Annotated in this window: 12 protein-coding genes; 7 read left to right on the top strand and 5 right to left on the bottom strand. The window is 58.3% G+C overall.

The genetic code is table 11. The annotated features are described in order from the left end of the window. Positions 1-170 precede the first annotated feature (170 nt). The 4 genes from eno to tilS form a co-directional block, all read right to left on the bottom strand. Positions 171-1,457, bottom strand: coding sequence for a phosphopyruvate hydratase (gene eno, locus HUW35_RS13290; RefSeq protein WP_181252757.1), 1,287 nt, complete (start codon positions 1,455-1,457; stop codon positions 171-173). 117 nt (positions 1,458-1,574) lie between these two features. Further along, complete coding sequence (kdsA, locus tag HUW35_RS13285; protein ID WP_181252756.1) at positions 1,575-2,420, bottom strand: 3-deoxy-8-phosphooctulonate synthase; 846 nt, start codon at positions 2,418-2,420, stop codon at positions 1,575-1,577. Between the two features lie 102 nt (positions 2,421-2,522). Continuing rightward, positions 2,523-4,151 carry a CTP synthase gene (locus HUW35_RS13280; protein WP_181252755.1) on the bottom strand — a complete coding sequence of 543 codons (1,629 nt, stop codon included), beginning with the start codon at positions 4,149-4,151 and terminating at the stop codon, positions 2,523-2,525. Between the two features lie 125 nt (positions 4,152-4,276). After that, positions 4,277-5,575 (bottom strand): tRNA lysidine(34) synthetase TilS, encoded by a 1,299-nt coding sequence (tilS, locus tag HUW35_RS13275; RefSeq protein WP_255463295.1) that lies wholly within the window; start codon positions 5,573-5,575, stop codon positions 4,277-4,279. 239 nt (positions 5,576-5,814) lie between these two features. Here tilS and HUW35_RS13270 point away from each other — a divergent pair, with 239 nt between their 5' ends. Continuing rightward, on the top strand, positions 5,815-7,389 hold the full coding sequence (locus HUW35_RS13270) for an endo-1,4-beta-xylanase (protein WP_255463294.1): 1,575 nt from the start codon (positions 5,815-5,817) through the stop codon (positions 7,387-7,389). 31 nt (positions 7,390-7,420) lie between these two features. Here the strand turns inward: HUW35_RS13270 and HUW35_RS13265 are convergent, their stop codons facing one another. Then, positions 7,421-8,593, bottom strand: a complete 1,173-nt coding sequence (locus HUW35_RS13265) for a helix-turn-helix domain-containing protein (protein ID WP_181252754.1) — start codon at positions 8,591-8,593, stop codon at positions 7,421-7,423. Positions 8,594-8,790: 197 nt separating this feature from the next. Here HUW35_RS13265 and HUW35_RS13260 point away from each other — a divergent pair, with 197 nt between their 5' ends. The 6 genes from HUW35_RS13260 to HUW35_RS13235 all read left to right on the top strand — a co-directional run bounded on the left by HUW35_RS13260 (position 8,791) and on the right by HUW35_RS13235 (position 21,837). Beyond that, positions 8,791-10,926: a carbohydrate-binding protein gene (locus tag HUW35_RS13260; protein WP_255463293.1), complete on the top strand. Its 2,136-nt coding sequence runs from the start codon at positions 8,791-8,793 to the stop codon at positions 10,924-10,926. Between the two features lie 283 nt (positions 10,927-11,209). Next, positions 11,210-13,921: a TonB-dependent receptor gene (locus tag HUW35_RS13255; RefSeq protein ID WP_181252752.1), complete on the top strand. Its 2,712-nt coding sequence runs from the start codon at positions 11,210-11,212 to the stop codon at positions 13,919-13,921. Between the two features lie 147 nt (positions 13,922-14,068). After that, positions 14,069-16,387: a beta-glucosidase BglX gene (bglX, locus tag HUW35_RS13250; RefSeq protein ID WP_255463292.1), complete on the top strand. Its 2,319-nt coding sequence runs from the start codon at positions 14,069-14,071 to the stop codon at positions 16,385-16,387. Positions 16,388-16,526: 139 nt separating this feature from the next. Then, a complete protein-coding gene (locus HUW35_RS13245; protein ID WP_181252751.1) occupies positions 16,527-17,972 on the top strand; it encodes a sugar porter family MFS transporter in 1,446 nt (481 codons plus the stop codon). A 310-nt stretch (positions 17,973-18,282) separates the two neighbouring features. Then, positions 18,283-20,919: an exo 1,3/1,4-beta-D-glucan glucohydrolase gene (locus HUW35_RS13240; RefSeq protein ID WP_181252750.1), complete on the top strand. Its 2,637-nt coding sequence runs from the start codon at positions 18,283-18,285 to the stop codon at positions 20,917-20,919. 6 nt (positions 20,920-20,925) lie between these two features. Continuing rightward, positions 20,926-21,837, top strand: coding sequence for a DUF4380 domain-containing protein (locus tag HUW35_RS13235; RefSeq protein ID WP_181252749.1), 912 nt, complete (start codon positions 20,926-20,928; stop codon positions 21,835-21,837). Positions 21,838-21,869 lie beyond the last annotated feature (32 nt).

Here is a 21,869-nt window from a genome sequence, read left to right as displayed (position 1 = left end):
GCGGCTCCGCTACCGGGCGCTATTTACGAGACACGCCGTGAACCCATCCCTGGGGGCTCTTCGAAAACATCCCTGTTTTCGAAGGTCTCGCAAATAGCGCCCGGTACCGAAGCCTTCGCCTCGCAGATATCGCGAAACGAACTATCAGCCAGTTTACCGGGCTTTCCGAATTACTTGAACTCGGCAATGCCGCGGTAAGGCGCCTTGCCTTCCAGCTCGGCTTCGATGCGCAGCAAGCGGTTGTACTTGGCTACACGGTCGGAGCGGCACAGGGAGCCGGTCTTGATTTGGCCAGCCGCAGTGGCAACCGCCAGATCGGCGATGGTGGTGTCTTCGGTCTCACCGGAGCGGTGGGAAATGACGGCGGTGTAACCAGCGTCCTTGGCCATCTTGATCGCGTCCAGGGTTTCGGACAGGGAGCCGATCTGGTTGAACTTGATCAGGATGGAGTTACCCACGCCCTTTTCGATACCTTCTTTCAGGATCTTGGTGTTGGTCACGAACAGGTCGTCACCTACCAGCTGTACTTTGTCACCGATCTTGTCGGTAAGGATCTTCCAGCCGTCCCAATCGCTCTCGTCCATACCGTCTTCGATAGAAATGATCGGGTAGTTTTCAGACAGTTCGGCCAGGTAAGAAGCGAAGCCTTCGCTATCGAATTCCTTGCCTTCGCCAGACAGGTTGTACTTGCCGTCTTTGTAGAACTCGGAAGAGGCGCAGTCGAGGGCCAGGGTGATGTCGTCGCCCAGTTTGTAACCGGCAGCTTCAACAGCTTCAGCGATAACTTTCAGCGCGCCTTCGTTGGAAGGCAGGTTCGGTGCGAAGCCACCTTCGTCGCCCACGGCAGTGTTCAGGCCTTGAGCGGACAGGACTTTCTTCAGGGCGTGGAAAATTTCAGCACCCTGGCGCAGCGCTTCGGCGAAGGTCTTTGCTTTCACCGGCTGAACCATGAACTCCTGGATATCGACGTTGTTGTCAGCGTGCTCACCACCGTTGAGAATGTTCATCATCGGTACCGGCAGGGTGTACTCACCGGCGGTGCCGTTTACTTCTGCGATGTGCTGATACAGGGGGATGCCCTTGGAGATGGCTGCCGCTTTGGCAGCGGCCAGGGAAACCGCCAGAATGGCGTTGGCGCCCAGCTTGGATTTGTTCTCGGTGCCGTCAGCATCGATCATCGCTTTGTCCAGGGCGCGCTGGTCAGTTGCGTCCATGCCCACCAGCAGCTTGGCGATGTCGCCATTGATGTTTTCAACAGCTTTCAGGACGCCCTTGCCCAGGTAACGGCTTTTGTCGCCGTCGCGCAGCTCGAGAGCTTCGCGAGAGCCGGTGGAAGCGCCAGATGGTGCACAGGCTGAACCTACCGCGCCGCATTCGAGAATCACATCGGCGTTAACGGTAGGGTTACCGCGCGAATCCAGTACTTCAAAAGCTTTAACAGCAACAATCTTGCTCATTTTTTTAACGGGCTCCTTGTTTCGAAAAAAGTTAGACCTAATAAATCACTTCTGTGAGGTTTGGATAATGGTGGCCACTTTTTCGGGGCCACTCGTTTTAGTTATTTGGTTCTTCGTTTATTTGGTGTCGAGCGGATCGAACCCTTTCACCAGATCGTCCACCGCTTTCATTTGCGCGAGGAACGGCTCCAGCTTTTCCAGCGGCAACGCGCTGGGACCATCACACAGGGCTTTCTCGGGATCAGGGTGCGCCTCGAGGAACAGGCCCGCAATACCGATCGCGAGGCCTGCGCGGCCGAGCTCGGTAACCTGGCTGCGACGACCGCCGGAAGCAGCGCCACCGGGATCGCGCATTTGCAGCGAATGGGTGACATCAAAAATCAGCGGAGCACCACCGGAAGCGTCGATCATGGTGCGGAAGCCGAGCATGTCCACTACCAGGTTGTCATAACCAAAGCAGGCGCCGCGCTCGCACAGAATAATTTTTTCATTGCCGCCCTCGGCAAACTTCTCCACCACATTCTTGACCTGCGGCGGGCTCATAAACTGAGGCTTCTTAACGTTGATCACTGCTCCGGTTGCCGCCATGGCAGCGACAAGATCGGTCTGACGGGCGAGGAATGCGGGCAGCTGAATAACATCCACAACTTCAGCCACCGGCGCCGCCTGATAAGGCTCGTGCACGTCGGTGATCAGCGGTACGTTAAAGGTCTTTTTGACTTCTTCAAAGATCTTGAGACCTTCTTCCAGCCCGGGACCACGATAGGAATGAATGGAAGAACGGTTGGCCTTGTCGAAAGAAGCCTTGAAAACGTAGGGGATACCGAGCTTGTCGGTCACATTGACGTAATGCTCGGCAACCCGCATGGCCATATCGCGGGATTCCAGAACATTCATGCCGCCGAACAGGGTGAACGGGCGATCATTGGCAACCTGAAGGTTACCGACTTCAACGGTTTTCATGTTTTCTCTTCCTGAGCCAGAACGCTTCTGGTCATCGCTTTAATTCTTTGACAGGACAGCAAGCGACGGGAGAGCGTGTTGCGCTCTCCCACCTTCTTCTTTTTAAGCCTGCTTGTGCTTCAGTGCCGCCGCCACAAAGCTTTCGAACAGCGGGTGGCCGTCGCGCGGTGTCGAAGTGAACTCCGGGTGGAACTGGCAGGCGACGAACCAGGGATGCTCGGGCAGTTCAACCATTTCTACCAGGGTGTCATCCGCAGACCAGCCACCGATTTTGAGGCCGGCTTTCTGCAGGCGGTCAACATAGTTGTTGTTGACTTCATAGCGGTGGCGATGGCGCTCAACGATGACGTCTTTGCCATAGATATCGCGGGCTTTAGAATCTTTCGCCAGGCGACACTCCTGACCGCCGAGGCGCATGGTTCCGCCCAGGTCGGACTTTTCATCGCGCTTCTCGACCTTACCTTCACTGTCGATCCACTCGGTGATCAGACCAATTACCGGGTGCGGCGTCTTGGTATCAAATTCGGTACTGTTGGCATTTTCGAGGCCCAGTACATTGCGCGCGTACTCGATGACCACAGATTGCAGCCCGAGGCAGATGCCGAGGAACGGGATATTGTTCTCGCGGGCATAGCGTACGGATTCAAGCTTGCCTTCCAAGCCACGCTCACCGAAACCACCGGGCACCAGAATGGCGTCTGCACCCTTGATCAGGTCGAGGCCATTTTCCCCTTCCACGTCTTCCGCATTGATGTAATCAATGGTGATCTTGGTGCGGTTTTTGATGCCTGCGTGCACCAGGGATTCGATCAGGGACTTGTAAGCGTCCAGCAGCTCCATGTACTTGCCGACCATGGCGATCTTGATCTCGTGCTGCGGGTTCAGCTTGCCGTCAACCACCGCGTCCCACTCGGACAGGTCCGGGGCCTCGCATTCGAGCTGCAGTTTTTCCACCACGATCTCATCAAGGCCGTATTCGTGCAGCATGCGCGGCACGCCGTAAATGGTCTTGGCGTCCGGCAGCGGCACAACTGCGCGCTCTTCAACGTTGGTAAACAGGGCAATCTTGCGACGGGAGTCGTCGTCGATGGCGCGCTCGGAACGGCACAGCAGGATATCCGGCTGCAGGCCAATGGAGCGCAGCTCTTTTACGGAGTGCTGTGTCGGCTTGGTTTTGGTTTCACCGGCGGTGCCGAGATAAGGCACATAGCTCAGGTGAATCAGCAGCGCACGGTTGGTACCCATTTCCACACGTAGCTGGCGCACAGATTCCAGGAACGGTTGGGATTCGATATCCCCCACTGTGCCGCCGATTTCGACGATGGCAACGTCTACATCGCGACCACCTTCAATCACGCGGCGCTTGATCTCGTCGGTGATGTGCGGAATCACCTGCACGGTGCCGCCCAGGTAATCCCCGCGGCGCTCTTTGCGCAGCACGGTTTCGTATACCCGGCCGGTGGTGAAATTGTTGCGCTTTGACATGCGCGTGCGGATAAAGCGCTCGTAGTGGCCCAGGTCCAGATCCGTCTCGGCGCCATCTTCGGTCACATAGACCTCGCCGTGCTGGAAGGGGCTCATGGTGCCCGGGTCCACATTGATGTACGGATCCAGCTTGAGAATCGTAACCTTGAGGCCACGGGCTTCAAGAATTGCAGCCAGAGAGGCGGAAGCGATACCTTTCCCCAATGAGGAAACCACGCCGCCAGTGACAAAAATATAGCGCGTCATGCAAAACCTTGGTCAGTTGAATGCCCGACGAGTTCGGGCGTGCGGGACTGGCTCTGGGGGCGCGTTCTTGCGCAACCCGGGGCCTTTGAGATGGGACGCCAGACTACCAGAAAGCGGGATTCTGCTCAATCTAAAAACCGCCAAATTGGGGGTTGAGTTGGACCTCCGGCAGTGACGAACAGGTCCCCTACCGCCACCAACTCGTCGCCGGCATAAATCAGCGGAACCAGACCGCGCAGCCAGGGCTCCAAGGCATACTCCTGAAGCAGCTTCTTCAGTATCTGGGAGTGGCCGCGGCTCGAAGGCCGCGCCCGTTCGCCACCGCGCCGGTAGCGGACGATGTATTCGCCCGCCGGCCACCCGGGGCCGGGCTGCAGGATCCAGCCATCGGTCAATTCCAGAGTGCGCATACCATCCCATCGCCACAAGCCCTCCCCAGCTGCCGAGTCAGTCAGAGGCTGTAATTGTGGTGTGAGATAGAGGCGATCACGATAGCGCCGCAGCACCCGCTCCCCCAGTGTCACGGCGGGCTGGGCATCGACCTCCGCATGTACCTGCTCCAGGGCCTGGTGCAGCTGCGCGGACTCGGGCATGCCTCCCCCCACCCGCCGGATCCATGTCCGCAGCAGGTTTTTCTGCCTGGGAACTGACAACGCCACGAAGCCCGGAAGGTCGATACTTTCTCCAAATCTGGCCTCGCGGCGCGCGCAGCTTTGCAGGTCATCCATCGCGACCTCCTGCAGCAGGCTCGCGGATTCCCGCAGGTTGTCCACCGCGCGGGAAACTCGATCAACGACTGGCCAGCGCGCTGCCAGCGCCGGAAGTACCTGACTGCGCAAGTAATTCCGGTCGAACGCCGGGTCGGTATTACTTTCGTCTTCAATCCACGTGAGTTCATGAGCACCGGCATACGCCTCAAGCTCGGCTCGCGACGCACTTAATAAAGGACGCAATACGCTGCAGTGCGGCCCCAGTGCCCGACACTCATCCATTGCCGCAAGCCCCCGGGTACCGGCGCCGCGCATCAGTCGCAGCAAAAGTGTTTCCGCCTGGTCGTCCCCGTGATGGGCCAACAGTATCTGATCCCCCGGGGCCATTACCGACTCGAACACACGGTAGCGTGCGTTGCGTGCCCCTCGTTCCAGGCCACCATCCTCGCGACAGACCTGCACCTTGCGCCCTATAAAAGGCACCCCCAACTCCCTCGCCACGGCTTCGCAATGGGCCTGCCATTTATCGGACTGTGGACTAAGGCCATGATTCACATGGACTGCGGTGAAAGGTACTTCCGCGCTGACCAGTAAATGTAGAAGGACGGTGGAATCCAGGCCGCCAGAGTATCCCACCCACAAGCGTCCCGACGCCGGGTGGCGCGCCAGGGCATCGCTGAGCAGGTTGGTGAGAGTTTCGCTAACGGCTGTCACTTATCGGGTCCGGCGGTCATTTGCGGGGAGTATACCCGCCCCGATGGGGACACGCTCAGGGTCCGGAGCACGCATCCTTCGCGAATAAGATAGTCCATGCGACTATAAGGTAGACCTGGCGCACAAAATAAGACAGCGCGTGTATCAGCCGATTAATGCAATACGTCCCAACCATGTGCCCGCCGGATTTGGGGAGCACAAGGTTTCACCCATTGGAGAAATAAGAGAACAGAATAGCGATGAAAAACTTCAATATTCCCAAAATGCTTCAGCGGCCCAGACCGCTGCTCCGCCGGTTGAGCGGGGCTCTCGCACTGACACTGCTTGGCACCAGTGCCGGAAATGCCGTCGCCAGCTGTGAATACAGTATCAGTAACGCCTGGGACTCCGGCTTTGTCGCCAGTGTGCGGGTTAGCAACGATACCGCACAAACAGTCACCAACTGGCAGGTGCAATGGCAGTACGGTGGCGACAACCGCATCGTTCATCACTGGAGCTCTGAGCTGAGTGGCAACAATCCGTACGTCGCCAGCAATGCGGCCTGGAACGGCACCCTGCAACCCGGGCAGACCGCAGAATTCGGATTTCAGGGCACAGCCGGCGGCACTGTCGAGATCCCCCAGCTCACCGGCAGCCTGTGCGACGGGGGCGGCTCGTCTTCCGGCGGTTCCAGCAGCAGCTCGTCCTCCAGCAGCTCTTCGTCGAGCAGTTCATCCGGGGGCACATCAAGTTCGAGCAGTTCCTCTTCTGGCAGCTCTTCAAGTGGCAGCTCGTCGGGAGCCTCTGCGGAAAACCTGTACAGCCTGGCCCCCTTCCCGATTGGCGTAGCGGTTTCCGCCGGCAATGAAAACCGCAGCTTCCTCAGCCTTCCGGAAAAGCAGGTTTCGATTGTCCAGCATTTCAGCCAGCTTACCGCCGGCAACATCATGAAGATGAGCTACCTGCACCCACAGGAAAACACCTACGACTTCGCCAACGCAGATCAGATGGTGGATTGGGCAGAGAGCAATGGCATCGGGATTCACGGGCACACCTTTATCTGGCACTCGGACTACCAGGTACCCAATTGGATGAAAAATTACAGCGGCGACTTTCAGGCCATGCTGAACACCCACGTCTCCACCATCGCCGAACACTTCGCCGGTCGCGTGGAAAGCTGGGATGTGGTCAATGAGGCGATCGACGAGAACCAGTCCAGCTGTTATCGCAACTCCCTGTTTTATCAACGGGTCGGTAGCGACTACCTCTCGGAAGCCTTTTTCGCCGCCGATGCCGCGGACCCTGGTGCCGAGCTGTATTACAACGACTACGACACCGAGGGCGGCAACGGCAATAAGCTGAATTGCCTGCTGCAGCTCGTGGACGGACTGCTCGCGGATGGCGCGCCCATAGACGGTGTGGGATTCCAGATGCACGTACAGATTGACTGGCCTTCCACCTCCCAGATACGCACTGCCTTCCAGGCCATCGTGGATCGCGGGCTGAAGGTGAAAATCACCGAACTGGATGTACCGGTGAACAATCCCTATGCCTCTACGCCCTTCCCCCAGCACACCAGCTACACCCCGGAAGTCGCCGCGATGCAGAAAGCCCGCTACAAATCCATCGTCGAAACCTATATGGATGTGGTGCCCCCCCAACTGCGCGGCGGTATTACCGTGTGGGGCCTCTGGGATGGAGACAGCTGGCTGCTGGATTTCGATAGCCGCCAAGGCGTGGACGACTGGCCGCTGTTGTTCACCGGCCCCGCCAATGGCCCCTACCAGGAAAAGGCTGCATTTGACGGAGTCGCCGAAGCGCTGCTCAGCCAATAAACCCGGAGTGAAATGACAGGTAGAAACACGCTTATGCGGTTTCTGGGATGGCGTCGGCCCGACGGTACTGGGACGGCGTCATACCGGCGGCCTTTTTAAAGAAGGTGTTGAATACCGATTTACTATTGAAGCCTACTTCCAGATATATATCGGTAATGGTTTTCCCGTCCCCATCCGCGCTGCGCAACAGACGCATGGCCTCCTGAATCCGGTAGCGATTGATGAACTCGTAGAAGTTCACCTCAAAGTGACGGTTGATAATCATCGACAAGTCCCGTGTGGGGACTTCAAGATTTTCCGCCAGCAGATCGATAGTCACATCGGGCTGCAGATAGAGTTTTTTCGAGAGCATCTTGCGATTAATTTCTTCCGCCAGCGCAGGATTGCACACCTGCTCACCGGGCGTCTTGCGCGTTTTATCCGGCTCGCGCACCGATTCAAAACTCGCGAAATAACGCACGCCGGTAAACACCAGCAGGTTAACCAAGACAAACACGGTGTAGTAGCCGGTAAGGCCGATTTTCTCAAACACCCCCAGGTCGTAGTGCTGATACAGGCTGAACATCTTCGCGATGCTCAGTACCACCTCCATCAACATCACCAGCATAAAACCAAACACCAGTGTCCGGATCCAGGTGACATCGACCTTTTCCACATTGGAGTGGGTCGACTTCAATCGCTGGGTGTACTTCACGATCAGCAGAAGAGACCAGAGGCAGTACGCAACGCGCAAGCCTTTGCACAAAAACTCCACCAGCACGTAGTGCCAGCCGTACACCAGTGATTCGCTGCTGATCAGCTCCAGGCGCTGCTCCAGCGGCAGACGGAAGAACACCGCACTCATGTACACCAGTGCCAATACAAACGGCAGCAGGTGCACCGCATCCCGCGGACGCAGGGAGAAGTCGCGATAAATCAGGGATTTGACACAGAAGAACAGCAGCATGCCGTCCAGGTAATAGGCGAAGCCGCCGAGGAAATAGACCTGGGGTAACAACTCGCGCACCGCAAATTTGAACTCCGCACCCCACAACACCAGCTCGTGCAAAGGGATAAATGCGTGCGCAAACAGGAATGCCGCAAGGAAGTATGTGCTCGCCTGCTTGCCGGTATTGGTGGCCAGCAGGAGTACCGCAAAAAACAGGCATTGCATGGCCGTCATCAGCAGCACGACATCGTGAAAGTTAAACAGTACCTGGTTCATTCTTATGATTTTTTGAGATTTTGTTTGTAAAACCGGCGCGTTCGACTATTCCGCGGCAGCCGAACGGGTTCGACTGATTACACACCCAATATTTGACGCCGTTAGAACGACGCAGCTCTCCCCTACCTCTTAGGGTTCAGTGGGCGATTCACTCGCCCGAGACTCTCAACATCAAACGCATAATAAAGGAAAGCATGATGAGATTTAACTCTGCAAACAGGCTGGGCAGTCTATTGACGCTGCTCGTCCTATTGTCCCCACTGACCGCGATGGAAAAGGCCCACGCCCAGTACATACACACCGATGGGACCCAAATTGTGGACGGCAATGGCAATCCCATCCACCTGAACGGCATCAATCTGGGTAACTGGCTGCTGTGGGAAGGCTACCTGATGATGGGTGACTTCAACTACCGCACCCATACCCAGTTCCTCAACAGCCTCGCCGACACCTTTGGCAGTATGGCCCAAGCAAAGGAGTTCGAACACCAGTGGCGCCTGAACTACGTGACCGAAAGGGAGATCGCGGACCTGAAAAGTCTCGGCTTCAATACCGTGCGGGTACCCTTCCACTACAACCTGTTCTGGGAAAACGGGCAATTGTCGGATCACGGCTTCCAGTATTTCGATCGTTTGATCGACTATTGTCGCACCCATGGCCTCTATGTCCTGCTGGATATGCACGCCGCCCCCGGTTACCAGAATCCTGGTGATCACAGCGACAATATGGACTCCAACGCCGGCCAACCACGGGATTCGGTCAAGTTCTGGGACGGCAACAACGTACAGATCGCCAGCCAGGTATGGCGGCATATCGCCGACCGCTACAAAAACGAGCCAGTGATCTGGGGGTATGACCTGATCAACGAGCCGGTGCCCCAGGCTGGGCGCGAGTACGAGCTGCTGCCGTCGCTGATAGCCATGCGCGATGCCATTCGCCAGGTGGACAACAACCACGCGATCATTGCCGAGGGCAGCTGGTGGGCATCGGACATGCAGAAGATCGACTGGACCGATGCCGATACCCAGACCAACACCGGCATCAGCGCCCGCTGGGACTACAACCTGGTGTACCAGACCCACCACTATGTATTCGGCAATGCCGGGTGGATCGCCGACCTGTATCCCCGTGCGGACCGCACCAATGCCATGGGCGTACCGCTGATCCTGGGGGAGTATGGTGAGGACAACAACGATATCATTCGCCAACTTACCGACTGGTCGCTCAACAATATTGCCGGCCAGTTCCCCTGGTCGTTCAAGAAAATGAGCCACGACCGCACACTGTGGACCATTGCTCCCAACAGTATCTACAGCCAGGTAGTGAACTACATCAATCACGGTGGGACCCCACCGGCCAATGCTTACGCCGGCATGATCGACTTTGCCAAGAACAATATTGGCAACGGAGCGAGCAATGTGAGCTGGCACCAGGGTTTCTACGACGCCATTACAACCGGCGGTAGCGCTACGCCTCCACCTGCCGATTGCGACAACGTAGCCCCGCAAACTACCGGTCAAATCGAGGCGGAAAGCTTCTGCGCCATGTCCGGTATTCAACTGGAAGACACCAGTGATAACGGTGGTGGCCAGAATGTGGGCTGGACCGATAGCGGCGACTGGCTGGAGTACCGCGTCGATGTCCCGGAAACCGGCAACTACACCTTGACCTACCGCATCGCCAGCACCGCTAGTACCGGACAACTGCAACTGGTCAGCGGTGGTGCGCAACTGGCCAGTACCAGCCTGCCAAACACCGGCGGCTGGCAGAATTGGCAGTCGGTCACCGCCAATATCAATCTGACCGCTGGCACCCAAACCCTGCGCCTGGAAGTGGCCGGTCCCGGGTTTAATCTGAACTGGTTTGCGCTGGAAGCTGATGGCGGCGAGCCCGGCAATCCCGAGGAGCCGCCAGCCGGCAACATTGCGAATGGTGAATACCAGATCCGGAATCTGGCGAGTGGCCTGCTACTGGGCGTCGCCAACAATGCAACCAACAACGGCGGCAATGTAATTCAGGGTGGCAGTCAGTCGTGGCAGGTGATCATTCTCAATGACGGTAACTATCGCATTGAAAACAGCTACAGCGGCCTGGCCCTGGATGTGCAGGATGTCTCCTCCAGCAACGGCGCCAATATCCAGCAGTGGGAGTACGGTGGCGGCGATAACCAGCACTGGATTGTCGAACCGGTCTCCGGCAACCGCTTTCGCATCCTTTCCGCCTTGAGTGGCAAGTCCCTCGACGTGCAGGACGGCTCCACTAACGCCGGCGGCAATATTCAGCAGTGGACTTACCACGGCGGTGACAACCAGTTGTGGCTGTTTGAAAACTAACCACTTTAATCAATTCTCTCTTCCTTTGGGCCGCGAGATACTCTCCCGCGGCCTATTTTTTCGCCCGCTTTCCAGATTGGAACTTCCGCCGCAAAAACCGTTAAGTCTTTGATTTTTATTAATTTACCGGAGGTTCGCCTGGGCGTAGGATAGTCGAACGCCAAAAAAATCCTGATTTTTGCGTTCGAATAACCGCACCCGGACGCCTGCCGGACCGCCATTTGGCAAATTTCCTCCGTCGCCACACTGGCGACCGAAAACAATAAACATGAGAGGAATACCGATGAAGAGACTGCACAAGCCTCTGGCGCTCTCCATTGCGCTGGTGAATTCCGGCTGGGCACTGGCCCAGGAAGTGCCCGACGAGCCCCAGGAAACTCTGGCGACCAGCGCCCTGGAAGAAGTGACCGTCACTGCCACCAAGCGCGAAACCAACCTGATGGAAACCCCGATTTCCATTACCGCATTCAGCCAGGAGAAACTGGACCGCGAGGGCCTGACCAACATCAAGGACATGGCGCAAATGGTGCCGAACATGGAAATCTCCATGGACTCCTCCCAGACCGCGCCGGTAGTTGCAATGCGCGGTGTGCGATCCACCAACATCACCGAACTGGGCGACCCCTCCGTAGGCCTGCACCTGGACGGCATCTACTCTCCCCGCCCGCAGGGCGCCATGGCACTGATGTTTGATGTTGAGCGGGTAGAGGCCATGCGCGGACCGCAGGGTACCCTGTTCGGGCGTAACTCCACCGTGGGCAATGTGAACATCATTTCCAAACGCCCGGACTTCGAGGCGTTCGACGCGTCCCTCGGCATCGAGGCCGGTCGCTGGAACCACCAGCAGACCCGCGGCATGATCAATATCCCGGTGAGCGACACCTTCGCCCTGCGCGGCTCCTTTATGCAGGAAACCCGCGATTCCTACCTGGACGGCTACTACGATCCCAACCAGTGGGATGTGCGCTACCTGCCGGAAGAAATCCAGAACGCCCCGGTGTACACCGGCGCCGATGAAGACCGCAGCCTGCGCCAGCGCGAGCGCTGGGGCGACGGTGAAGTCCAGGAGCTGGTCAAAGCCGACCCCTCGGACTTCTACAACAACTCGGATCAGTACGCCTTCCGGGTCAGCGCCCTGTGGGAGCCCACCGAAGCCCTGTCGTGGATGCTGGCCTACGAGCAGTTCCAGGATGACAGTGCCGGCGGTGCCGACACCCTCAACTGTGACATGGCCGCCAAACGCATCCGCAAGGACGGAGACGGCAACTACCTGGATGCCGACGGCAATATTTCAGACGTGCCGGTACCCGGACAGCTCGGCTGTGAAAGTGTCTACGGCCCCGGTGCCGACGACTTCACCGTCAACGTCAGTGTGCCCGGCTTCCTCGATCTCAATATCGAGTCCGTGCGCTCGAATCTGAGCTGGGATCTGTCCGACGAGATTGCGCTGGTATACAACGCAGGCTGGGCCAAGCAGGTGCGCTCCCAGCACTCCGACCAGGACCGCGGTATCACCGGCTGGGATATGTCCATCTTCTTCCGCGATGCGACCTTTGAATCCCAATCCCATGAAATTCAACTGCAGTCCACCGGCTCAGGCCCCCTGCAGTGGATCGCCGGCGCTTTCTATTTTGAAGAAGACAACAACATGCAGGGTGGCTGGATCAACAGCGGCCAGAATGCGGACTACTGGAACCAGCCCGCACGTACCCTCAAATCCCAGGCCTTCTTCACCCAGGGCACCTACGCGGTCACGGACCGGCTCAACCTGACCCTCGGTGTGCGCTACACCGAAGACACCAAGCAGGATGTCGGCGGCCACAACATGGCCTGTAACGGTGACACCATCAATCCGCAAACCGGCGAGGCCTGTTTCCCGGCGTGGAATCGCGATGCGTTCAATCAGCTGCCCACGGATTACTTCGATGATCCCGGCATCTACACCATCATCAGCGATAACCAGACCAAGGGCAGCTGGGACTTTACCAATTACCGCTTGGGACTGGATTACATCGTCAACGATGATCTGATGGTATTCGGCTATGTGGCCAATGGCTTCAAATCCGGTGGTATCGGCGATGTCTTTGTACAGTACGAACAGGATCCACTCACCGCCGAATACGACCTGGATGCCAATGGCGATCGCATCGTCAAGCAACGCCACCAGAACACCTACGACCCGGAAGTGGTGACCACTTACGAGCTGGGTACCAAGGGCTCCTACCTCGATGGCAGCCTGAATCTGATGGCAACGCTCTTTTACAGCGACTACGAGGATATGCAGGCAGCTTCCGCCAAGGGCATATTCCCCTACTACGTGGAAGAGCGAGACGAGCAGACCGGAGAACTCACCGGCGAGATCACCACCGAGACGCAGACCGTATTCCAGACCGCCAACATCGGCAGCGCCGCGATCAAGGGCCTGGAAATCGAGTTTGACTGGGCACCAATCGAAAACGGCCGCTTCGACGGCTACGTGACCTGGCTGGATACCGAAATCACCAGTGACTTTATCTACCACTGGGATTTCGCCGCCACCGACCTGTTCGAAGTGGATCACGGTGCCGCCACCAATCCAGACAACGATGCCATGAAGGTCAACCTGAAAGGCAACGAGCTGGCCGCATCACCAAAACTCAGCGCCAAGCTGAACTACACCCATACCTTCCGTTTCAACAACGGTTTCGCGATCGTCCCGCACCTCAGTTACTTCTGGCGCGACAAGTCTTACCACACTTTCCAGAATGTGGATAAACACTACGACGCCTTTGCCACGGAAACCCCGGATGCCTTCAGCGATGTGCGCCCGGCATTCCACAGTGTGAACAGCACCCTGAAGCTGGAAGCACCAGACAACAAGTGGAATGTGGAAGCCTTTGTCTACAACCTCACTGACCAGAAAGAGACATACTGGGCAGGCGGTGGTGACGGCCTGATCAAGGGCCCGGTTTCCATGCCGCGCTTTTACGGCATCCGCGGCAGTTACAACTTTTAAAAACGCTAACTTCTAAAAGCGATCGTCATCTTCGCTTGTCTCCCTCGCCCCCACTGCTATCGGTGGGGGCCTTTTTTCCCTGCGCCCCACCTGAACACAAACGGCGCACAAGCGAACCGATGCCAGCAGTACCCGAGAGTGATTATCATGAAAAAACATCCGATAACTATTGGCGTAATGGCCGGGCTACTATCGCTCGCCGCCGCACTGCCGCTTCAGGCCGCCAACGAACCTGTGGCAACAGCCAAGTCCCAGCGGCAACAAGACTCCGTTGAGTCCCGTATCCAAAACCTCCTTGCACAGATGTCCGTCCAGGAAAAAATTGGCCAGCTGGCCCTGCGCGATTGGGGTACTTTCCAGGCCTCGGATATGAAGGCCATCAAGCAGGCCGTACGCGAAGGCCGCGTGGGCGGATTTCTTAACGTCAATTTCAGCTCCGTAGACAAAAACGCATTTGAGGAATTGCAACGTATCGCCGTGGAAGAGAGTCCGCTTGGGGTGCCACTTCTGTTCGGTCAGGACGTGATCCACGGCTATGAAACCATCTTCCCGATCCCACTAGGCCAGGCCGCCAGCTGGAACCCGGAGTTGATCAAAAACGGCGCTCGTATCGCCGCCCTGGAAGCCAGTGCAGACGGTATCCGCTGGACATTCGCGCCGATGATCGACATCAGCCGAGACCCGCGCTGGGGCCGCATTGCCGAAACTCTGGGTGAAGACCCCTATCTCACCTCCATCCTCGGCGTGGCGATGGTGGAAGGCTTCCAGAGCGTCAACCTGGCCGACCCAACGAGCCTCGCCGCATGTGGCAAGCACTTTGCCGGTTACGGCGCCGCCGAGGGCGGGCGCGATTACAACAGTGCCTACATCCCCGAGCGCCTGTTGCGGGATATCTACCTGCCGCCGTTCAAAGCAGGTATCGATGCGGGTATGCAGAGCATCATGAGCACCTACAGCACCCTCAACGATGTACCGGGCACCGGCAGTCCTTTCCTGTTCAAACAGGTATTGCGTGACGAGTGGGGGTTTGACGGCTTTGTAGTAAGCGACTGGAATGCGGTGATGGAAATGATTCCTCACGGCTTCGCCCGCGATGCCAAGCACGCGGCCACCCTGGCGGCCAATGCCGGGATCGATATGGAAATGCATACCGACACCTACGAGCAGTTCCTCCCGCAACTGATGGATGAAGGCAAGTTCAGTGAAGCCCAGCTGGATACGGCTGTGGCCAATATTCTGCGGGTGAAACTACGCCTGGACCTTTGGAACCACCCCTACCCCCGCGCCAGGTCCAAAGCAGAGCGCGAGCAGATCATCCGCAACGACGAATTCCTGAGTGCGGCCAGGGAAGCCGCCAAAGAAACCTTCGTATTGCTCAAGAATGACAAGCAACTGTTGCCGCTCAAGAAAGGCCAGACCGTCGCCGTGATCGGCCCGCTGGCCGATGCCGCCCACGACCAGCTCGGAACCTGGATCTACAACGGCGACAAGAAATACTCACATACCTTGCTGCCCGCCCTGCGTGAAATGGTGGGCGATGAGGGGGAAATCCTTTACGCCAGTGGTCTCGACTACAGCCGCGACACCAGTACCCGCGGCTTCAAGGCGGCGGTAAAAGCGGCGAAAAAAGCCGACGTGATCCTGTACGTGGGTGGTGAGGAAGCAATCCTCTCCGGCGAGGGCCACAGCCGCGGCGATATTCGCCTGCCCGGTGCCCAGCCCGAGCTGGTGGCGGAACTGGCGAAAACCGGCAAGCCGCTGGCAATGGTCTTGCTGGCAGGCCGCCCTCTTCAACTGGACGAAACCCTGCAACAGGCCGATGCGGTGATGATGGCCTGGCACCCGGGCACCATGGCCGGGCCGGCACTGGCAGACGTCCTCTACGGCGAGACATCACCCTCCGGGCGGCTGCCACTGACTTGGCCGGTGGGTGCGGGTCAGATTCCCATCTACTACAACCACCTGGCCACGGGTCGTCCCGCCACCGAAGACAACTACACCCGTATCGAAAAAATCGGCCGCGAGGTGTTCCAGCACCAGCCGGGTAACTCGTCCAACCTGCTGGATTACGGGCACAAACCGCTGTTCCCGTTCGGTTACGGTCTGACCTACAGCGAGTTCGAGTACAGCGACCTGACCCTGTCCGATACTGCGCTGGGTGCCAACGGCCAGCTCACGGTATCGGCCACCATCACCAATACCGGCCGGGCTAGTGCCACCGAAACCGCCCAGTTGTACGTGCGGGACCTGGTGGGCAGTGTGTCGCGGCCGGTGCGGGAACTGAAAGGATTTGAGCGCGTATCCCTCTCCCCGGGTGAGTCCCGCCGGGTGACCTTCTCTCTCAAGGCCAGTCAGCTGGCGTTCCATAACACCGATATGGAGCAGGTCATCGAACCGGGCAATTACCAGGTGTGGATAGCACCCGATGCCCAGTCAGGGCTTGAGGGCAACTTCACTCTGAATTGAGCGGTCTTTTGGATGTTTTCGACGTCCTACTTTGCGATCTAGCGCAAAGTAGGACGCTTTTCGGGGTGTCAAACGTCACACTGGGAAGCGGAATAATGCCCTAGTGGCGCAAAAACGATAAGAACCAGGAAGTATCCCTATGCAAGCGATTGAGACTTCACTGGAGGGCGCAGCGGCCCGCCAGGAATCCCCCCCTCTGTTATTCGTCATTCTGATCTGCAGTGTTGCCACCATCGGCGGTTTTCTGTTCGGCTTCGACAGCGGCGTAATCAACGGTACCGTGACCGGCCTGCAACAGGCATTCAACTCGAATACCGCCGGTACCGGCTTCAACGTGGCATCCATGCTTCTGGGTTGTGCCGTGGGCGCCTTCTTTGCCGGGCGCCTGGCGGACCTGTGGGGGCGCAAGACCCTGCTGCTAATCTCCGCGGTGCTGTTCGTGATCAGCGCCTGGGGATCTGGTGTCGCCGCCAGCTCACCGGAGTTTGTGTTCTATCGCATTCTGGGTGGCCTGGCAGTAGGCGCGGCCAGTGTGATGTCTCCCGCCTATATCAGCGAAATTGCCCCGGCGGCCATTCGCGGACGCCTGATTACCATCAACCAGATCGCCATTATTTCCGGCCTGTTCGCCGCTTTTGTCAGCAACTACTGGCTGGCGAATGTGGCCGGGTCTGCGGTCAACGAATGGTGGATGGGCTACAACGCCTGGCGCTGGATGTTCTGGATCGAAATTGGCCCGGCGACCCTGTTTTTCCTCGCCCTCTTGCTGATCCCCGAGAGCCCGCGCTATCTGGTGCTGTCGAGACAAACCGCCAAGGCCACTGCGGTGCTGCGCAAGCTTTACGGGGAGGCAGCGGTTGCCGAAAAGCTGGACAGCATCCGCGATTCGGTGGCCGACCATCACCGCCCGCGTTTGCGTGACTTGCTGGAAAGTACCGGACGCCGTGTGGGCAAGATGCGCAAGATCGTCTGGGTGGGTATCGGCCTCGCCACCTTCCAGCAAATGGTCGGCATCAATGTGGTTTTCTACTACGGTGCCGTGCTTTGGCAGGCCGTAGGCTTTTCCGAGGCGGACGCCTTGATGATCAATATTATCTCCGGTGCGGTGAGTATCGGCGCCTGCCTGATTACCATGACTCTGATTGACCGGATCGGCCGTAAACCCCTGCTGTTGGGCGGTTCCATCGGGATGGCCGTCACCCTCGGCCTGGTTGCCTTCGCCTTTACCCGCGCCACCCTCGACAGCAGCGGCCAATTGCAACTGTCCCAGGGTATGGGGTTGCTGGCGCTGGTCGCCGCCAATGCCTATGTCTTCTTCTTCAACGGCTCCTGGGGCCCGGCCATGTGGACCATGCTCGGGGAAATGTTTCCCAACCAGATCCGCGGGTCCGGCCTGGCAGTATCGGGGCTTGCACAATGGGTAGCTAACTTCGGCATCACCATGACCTTCCCGATCATGCTGACGGGTATCGGTCTTGCGGGCGCCTACGCGATCTACACCCTGTTTGCCCTGCTCTCCGTTGCCTTCGTGATCTACATGGTCCACGAAACCAAGGGGCTGGAACTGGAGCAGATGCGCGGCTGAGGCCACGTCAAAGTACTTGCTGTATGAAGTTTTGCTCTCCCAAGTACACCTTGCCTGCCAGTGGATGGCGCCCGTTATGCAAGGATGCTTTTTTTCCGAATCCCCCACAACCGCCGGGGCCTTTTCCGGCGGCTTGTACGTCATAAAAGCGGGGACGTGAATTTGTTCAAGCCATGCGCCAGCTGCACTTCACCAACCGTCTCCTGAAGGGGCTTAGCCCCAGCTCTTGAGGGCGCTCCTGTTCCACCCTTTCTCAGGAGCGCCCTGTTTTTTTACCGAAGATCAACAAAAATACCCGCCCGGAGTGACCATGAATTACCCAACCGGTAGCCTCGCAAAAATCAAACCTCTGCGCCTTGCCGGCGCCATCGCCCTGACCATAGGCCTCACTGCATGCAGCGATCAGGGTAATCCGTCCTCCAGCAGCGAATCCCGGGAACACTCAGTACAGAAGTCAGCCAGCACTGAACAGCGGTCGCTGGAAAACTGGCCCAAGCTCGAGCCCGCCCTCCCCCACGACAGTGCGCTCGAAGCCCGCATCAGCGAGCTACTCTCGCGCATGAGCCTCGAGGAAAAGGTCGGGCAGATGATGCAGGCGGAAATCAAATACATCACCCCGGAAGAAGTGAAGCAATACCACATCGGGTCCATCCTGAACGGTGGCGGCACCTTTCCTAACAACGATAAGTTCGCCACTCCGGACGACTGGCGCCAGCTGGCGGATGACTACTTTGCCGCATCCATGGATACCTCCGATGGCGGCGTGGCAATCCCGATCATCTGGGGCTCTGACGCCGTTCACGGCCATAACAATGTGATCGGCGCGACCCTGTTCCCCCACAATATCGGCCTCGGCGCCGCTCGCGACCCGGAACTGATCCGCCGTATCGGCGAAGCCACGGCCCGGGAAGTTGCGGTGACCGGCGTCGACTGGACCTTCGCCCCCACCATCGCCGTGGTGCGCGACGATCGCTGGGGCCGCACCTTTGAAAGTTATTCCGAAGACCCGGAAATCGTCGCCGCCTACGCCCGCGAAATGATCAAGGGCATTCAGGGTGAAAAGAACAGCGACGCATTTCTCGATGGCCGCCATCTGGTTTCCGCCGCCAAGCATTTTGTCGGTGACGGCGGTACCACGCGCGGTATCGACCGCGGCGACACTCAGGTGAGTGAAAAAGAGCTCGCAGAAATCCACGCCGCGGGCTACTTCACTGCGCTGGAGTCCGGGGTCCAGTCGGTGATGGCCTCATTCAATAGCTGGAACGGAAAACGCCTGCACGGCCATAAATACCTGCTCACCGATGTCCTCAAGGAACGTCTGGGCTTTGACGGCTTTGTGGTTGGCGACTGGAACGGTCACCGGTTTGTAGAAGGCTGTACCGTCGACAGCTGTGCCCAAGCGGTCAATGCCGGCCTCGACATGTTTATGATCACTGCCGAATGGAAGGCGCTGCTAAAGAACACCATCGCCCAGGTAAAAAGTGGCGAGATTCCCATGAGCCGGATCGACGATGCGGTAAGCCGTATCCTGCGGGTAAAGATCCGCGCCGGTCTGTTTGAACGCGACCGCCCGCTGGCAGGCAAGACCGGGGTCCTCGGCAGCCAAGAACACCGCGCCATCGCCCGTGAAGCCGTGCGTAAGTCTCTGGTACTGTTGAAAAACAACGGCGAACTTCTGCCGTTAGATGCGCGCAAAAATATCCTCGTAGCCGGTGACGGCGCCGACAATATCTCCAAGCAAAGCGGTGGCTGGACCATCTCCTGGCAGGGAACCGGCAATACCGCAGAAGATTTCCCCGGTGCAACTTCCATTTACACCGGTATCAAACAGGCCGTGGACGCCGCCGGGGGCCATGTAGTGCTGAGTGGGAACGGCGATATTCCCGCCGGGGCCTTTGGCGATACCGCCAAGCCCGATGTGGCCATTGTGGTGTATGGAGAAGAGCCCTATGCAGAGTGGCACGGCGACCTGGCCAGCATTGAATTCCAGCTGGGCAGCAAACAAGACCAGGAACTGCTGCAAAAACTGAAAGCACAGGGTATCCCTGTGGTCAGCGTCTTCCTGTCCGGCCGCCCGCTGTGGGTAAACAAGGAAATGAACCTGTCCGACGCCTTTGTGGCCGCGTGGCTACCGGGCTCCGAAGGAGCCGGGGTAGCAGACGTTATCCTCACCGATGGCGATGGGAAAAAGCGCTACGACTTTACCGGACGCCTGTCCTTCAGTTGGCCGGAGCAGGTACACCAGACCGTTATCAACCGGAACGATGAAAACTATGCGCCGCTGTTCGCCTACGGATACGGACTCGATTACACCAGCGAAAATCTGGGCAGCGACCGCCTGGTCGCCAATCAACTGGGGGAAGACGGCGAATCTTATGTGGACGGTGAACTCGAAGATGCCTGGCTGATGGTGTCGCGTCCCCGCGCGCCCTGGAAACTTTTTATTGCCGACAGTGAACAGGATCCGCTCTGGGTAAGTGGCAACCTGGCCAGCAGCGCCGACGACAACATCACCGTTGCCTCCATCGACATGCTGTCCCAGGAAGATGCTCGCGCGCTCACCTGGAAGGGCCTGCGCGCCGGCAGTGTATTGCTGCAGACACAAAAGCCCCAGGACCTGACCCGCTATCTCGAGGAGGGCTCCGCCCTCACCATGGATATCCGTGTAGATCAGGCGCCCGAAGCACCGGTATTTGCTGGCATTGCCTGTGACGGCGATAACTGCAACGGCTCGCTGCCGCTACAACAGGCTCTGGCTGACCTGCCGCAGGGAGACTGGTCAGAAATCTCCATCGACCTGCAGTGCTTTGCCAAAGCCGGTGCAGACTTTTCCCGGGTATCCCAAGGCCTGTCATTCCACAGCGAGGGCAAGCTCGCCATGGCGGTGGCAAACATCAAGTTCGTACCCGGCGCGGGTGAACAGGCACAGATTCGCTGCGGGGGCTGAAGCATCATGGTTACCCAGATACTGAAAAACACCTCGGCAGTCCTCGGACTGTCAGCGCTGCTGGCGGCTTCCGCCAGCGCCGCTGAAGACACTACCATCCGGCTGAGCAAAGATACCCTGAAGCTGGCACTGGACCCGGAATACGGCGGGCGTATCACCGAGCTCTGGTACGGGGATCGCGACCTGCTGGCTGTTCCGCAACCGGGAGAGAACAGCTTTGGCTCCACCTTCTGGCTGAGCCCCCAGACCTTGTGGAACTGGCCACCGATCCCCGAGCACGACACGGCGCCCTACACCGTGTCTGTCCGTTCAGTGGACACTGCAACCCTCTCTAGCGCCTATGGCGCCGGTGCCCGGATAAGCAAGACGGTCACTCTGAACAGCGGGCAAAGCGCCACCGTGGACTATCGCATTGACGCCAGCCAGGATTTCCCGGAAATCGCCGCCTGGGAAATCACGCGGGTGCCCAACCGCGGCTTGGCGTTTGCCCCGGTTACCACCGACAGCGTGAAGACCGTTCGCGGCCGTGTGGCCTACGAACTTGAGGACGATACTCTCTGGCTCCCCATGGAAGCTGGCGCACCACTGGTCGAAGGTAAGGTAATTGCAAACGGAACCGAGGGCTGGCTGGCTTATGCGGTGGATCAGCTGTTGTATCTCAAGGTGTATCCCAAGGTCTCCATACGTGAAATGGCGAGCGGCGAGGGGGACATCGAGTTGTACCTGAGCGGCGAACTGCCATTCCTTGAACTGGAAGTACAGAGTGCCGCCCATAGCCTCAAGGGTGGCGAGGGACTGGACTGGTCCGTGGAATGGCTGGTCACAGATCTGCCGGAGGATCTCGAAGTCCGCAGCGGATCCCCCGCCCTGCTGGATTTTGTACGCTCTCAGGTCAAACAGCTTTCGCAGCGCCGCTAGGGGCGCATCTTCAGGGGGGCAATACCCGACCA

It is taken from the genome of Microbulbifer sp. YPW1, from assembly GCF_013367775.1.
GTDB lineage: Bacteria > Pseudomonadota > Gammaproteobacteria > Pseudomonadales > Cellvibrionaceae > Microbulbifer.
Note: the sequence above shows the minus strand (reverse complement) of the source record. Positions and strands in the feature narration are given on the sequence as shown.

What these genes read in the sequence shown, in the direction of transcription:
- eno (WP_181252757.1), bottom strand. Translation starts at nt 1,457, where the DNA reads ATGAGCAAGATTGTTGCTGTTAAAGCTTTTGAAGTACTGGATTCGCGC.
- kdsA (WP_181252756.1), bottom strand. Translation starts at nt 2,420, where the DNA reads ATGAAAACCGTTGAAGTCGGTAACCTTCAGGTTGCCAATGATCGCCCG.
- HUW35_RS13280 (WP_181252755.1), bottom strand. Translation starts at nt 4,151, where the DNA reads ATGACGCGCTATATTTTTGTCACTGGCGGCGTGGTTTCCTCATTGGGG.
- HUW35_RS13270 (WP_255463294.1), top strand. Translation starts at nt 5,815, where the DNA reads ATGAAAAACTTCAATATTCCCAAAATGCTTCAGCGGCCCAGACCGCTG.
- HUW35_RS13265 (WP_181252754.1), bottom strand. Translation starts at nt 8,593, where the DNA reads ATGAACCAGGTACTGTTTAACTTTCACGATGTCGTGCTGCTGATGACG.
- HUW35_RS13260 (WP_255463293.1), top strand. Translation starts at nt 8,791, where the DNA reads ATGAGATTTAACTCTGCAAACAGGCTGGGCAGTCTATTGACGCTGCTC.
- HUW35_RS13255 (WP_181252752.1), top strand. Translation starts at nt 11,210, where the DNA reads ATGAAGAGACTGCACAAGCCTCTGGCGCTCTCCATTGCGCTGGTGAAT.
- bglX (WP_255463292.1), top strand. Translation starts at nt 14,069, where the DNA reads ATGAAAAAACATCCGATAACTATTGGCGTAATGGCCGGGCTACTATCG.
- HUW35_RS13245 (WP_181252751.1), top strand. Translation starts at nt 16,527, where the DNA reads ATGCAAGCGATTGAGACTTCACTGGAGGGCGCAGCGGCCCGCCAGGAA.
- HUW35_RS13240 (WP_181252750.1), top strand. Translation starts at nt 18,283, where the DNA reads ATGAATTACCCAACCGGTAGCCTCGCAAAAATCAAACCTCTGCGCCTT.
- HUW35_RS13235 (WP_181252749.1), top strand. Translation starts at nt 20,926, where the DNA reads ATGGTTACCCAGATACTGAAAAACACCTCGGCAGTCCTCGGACTGTCA.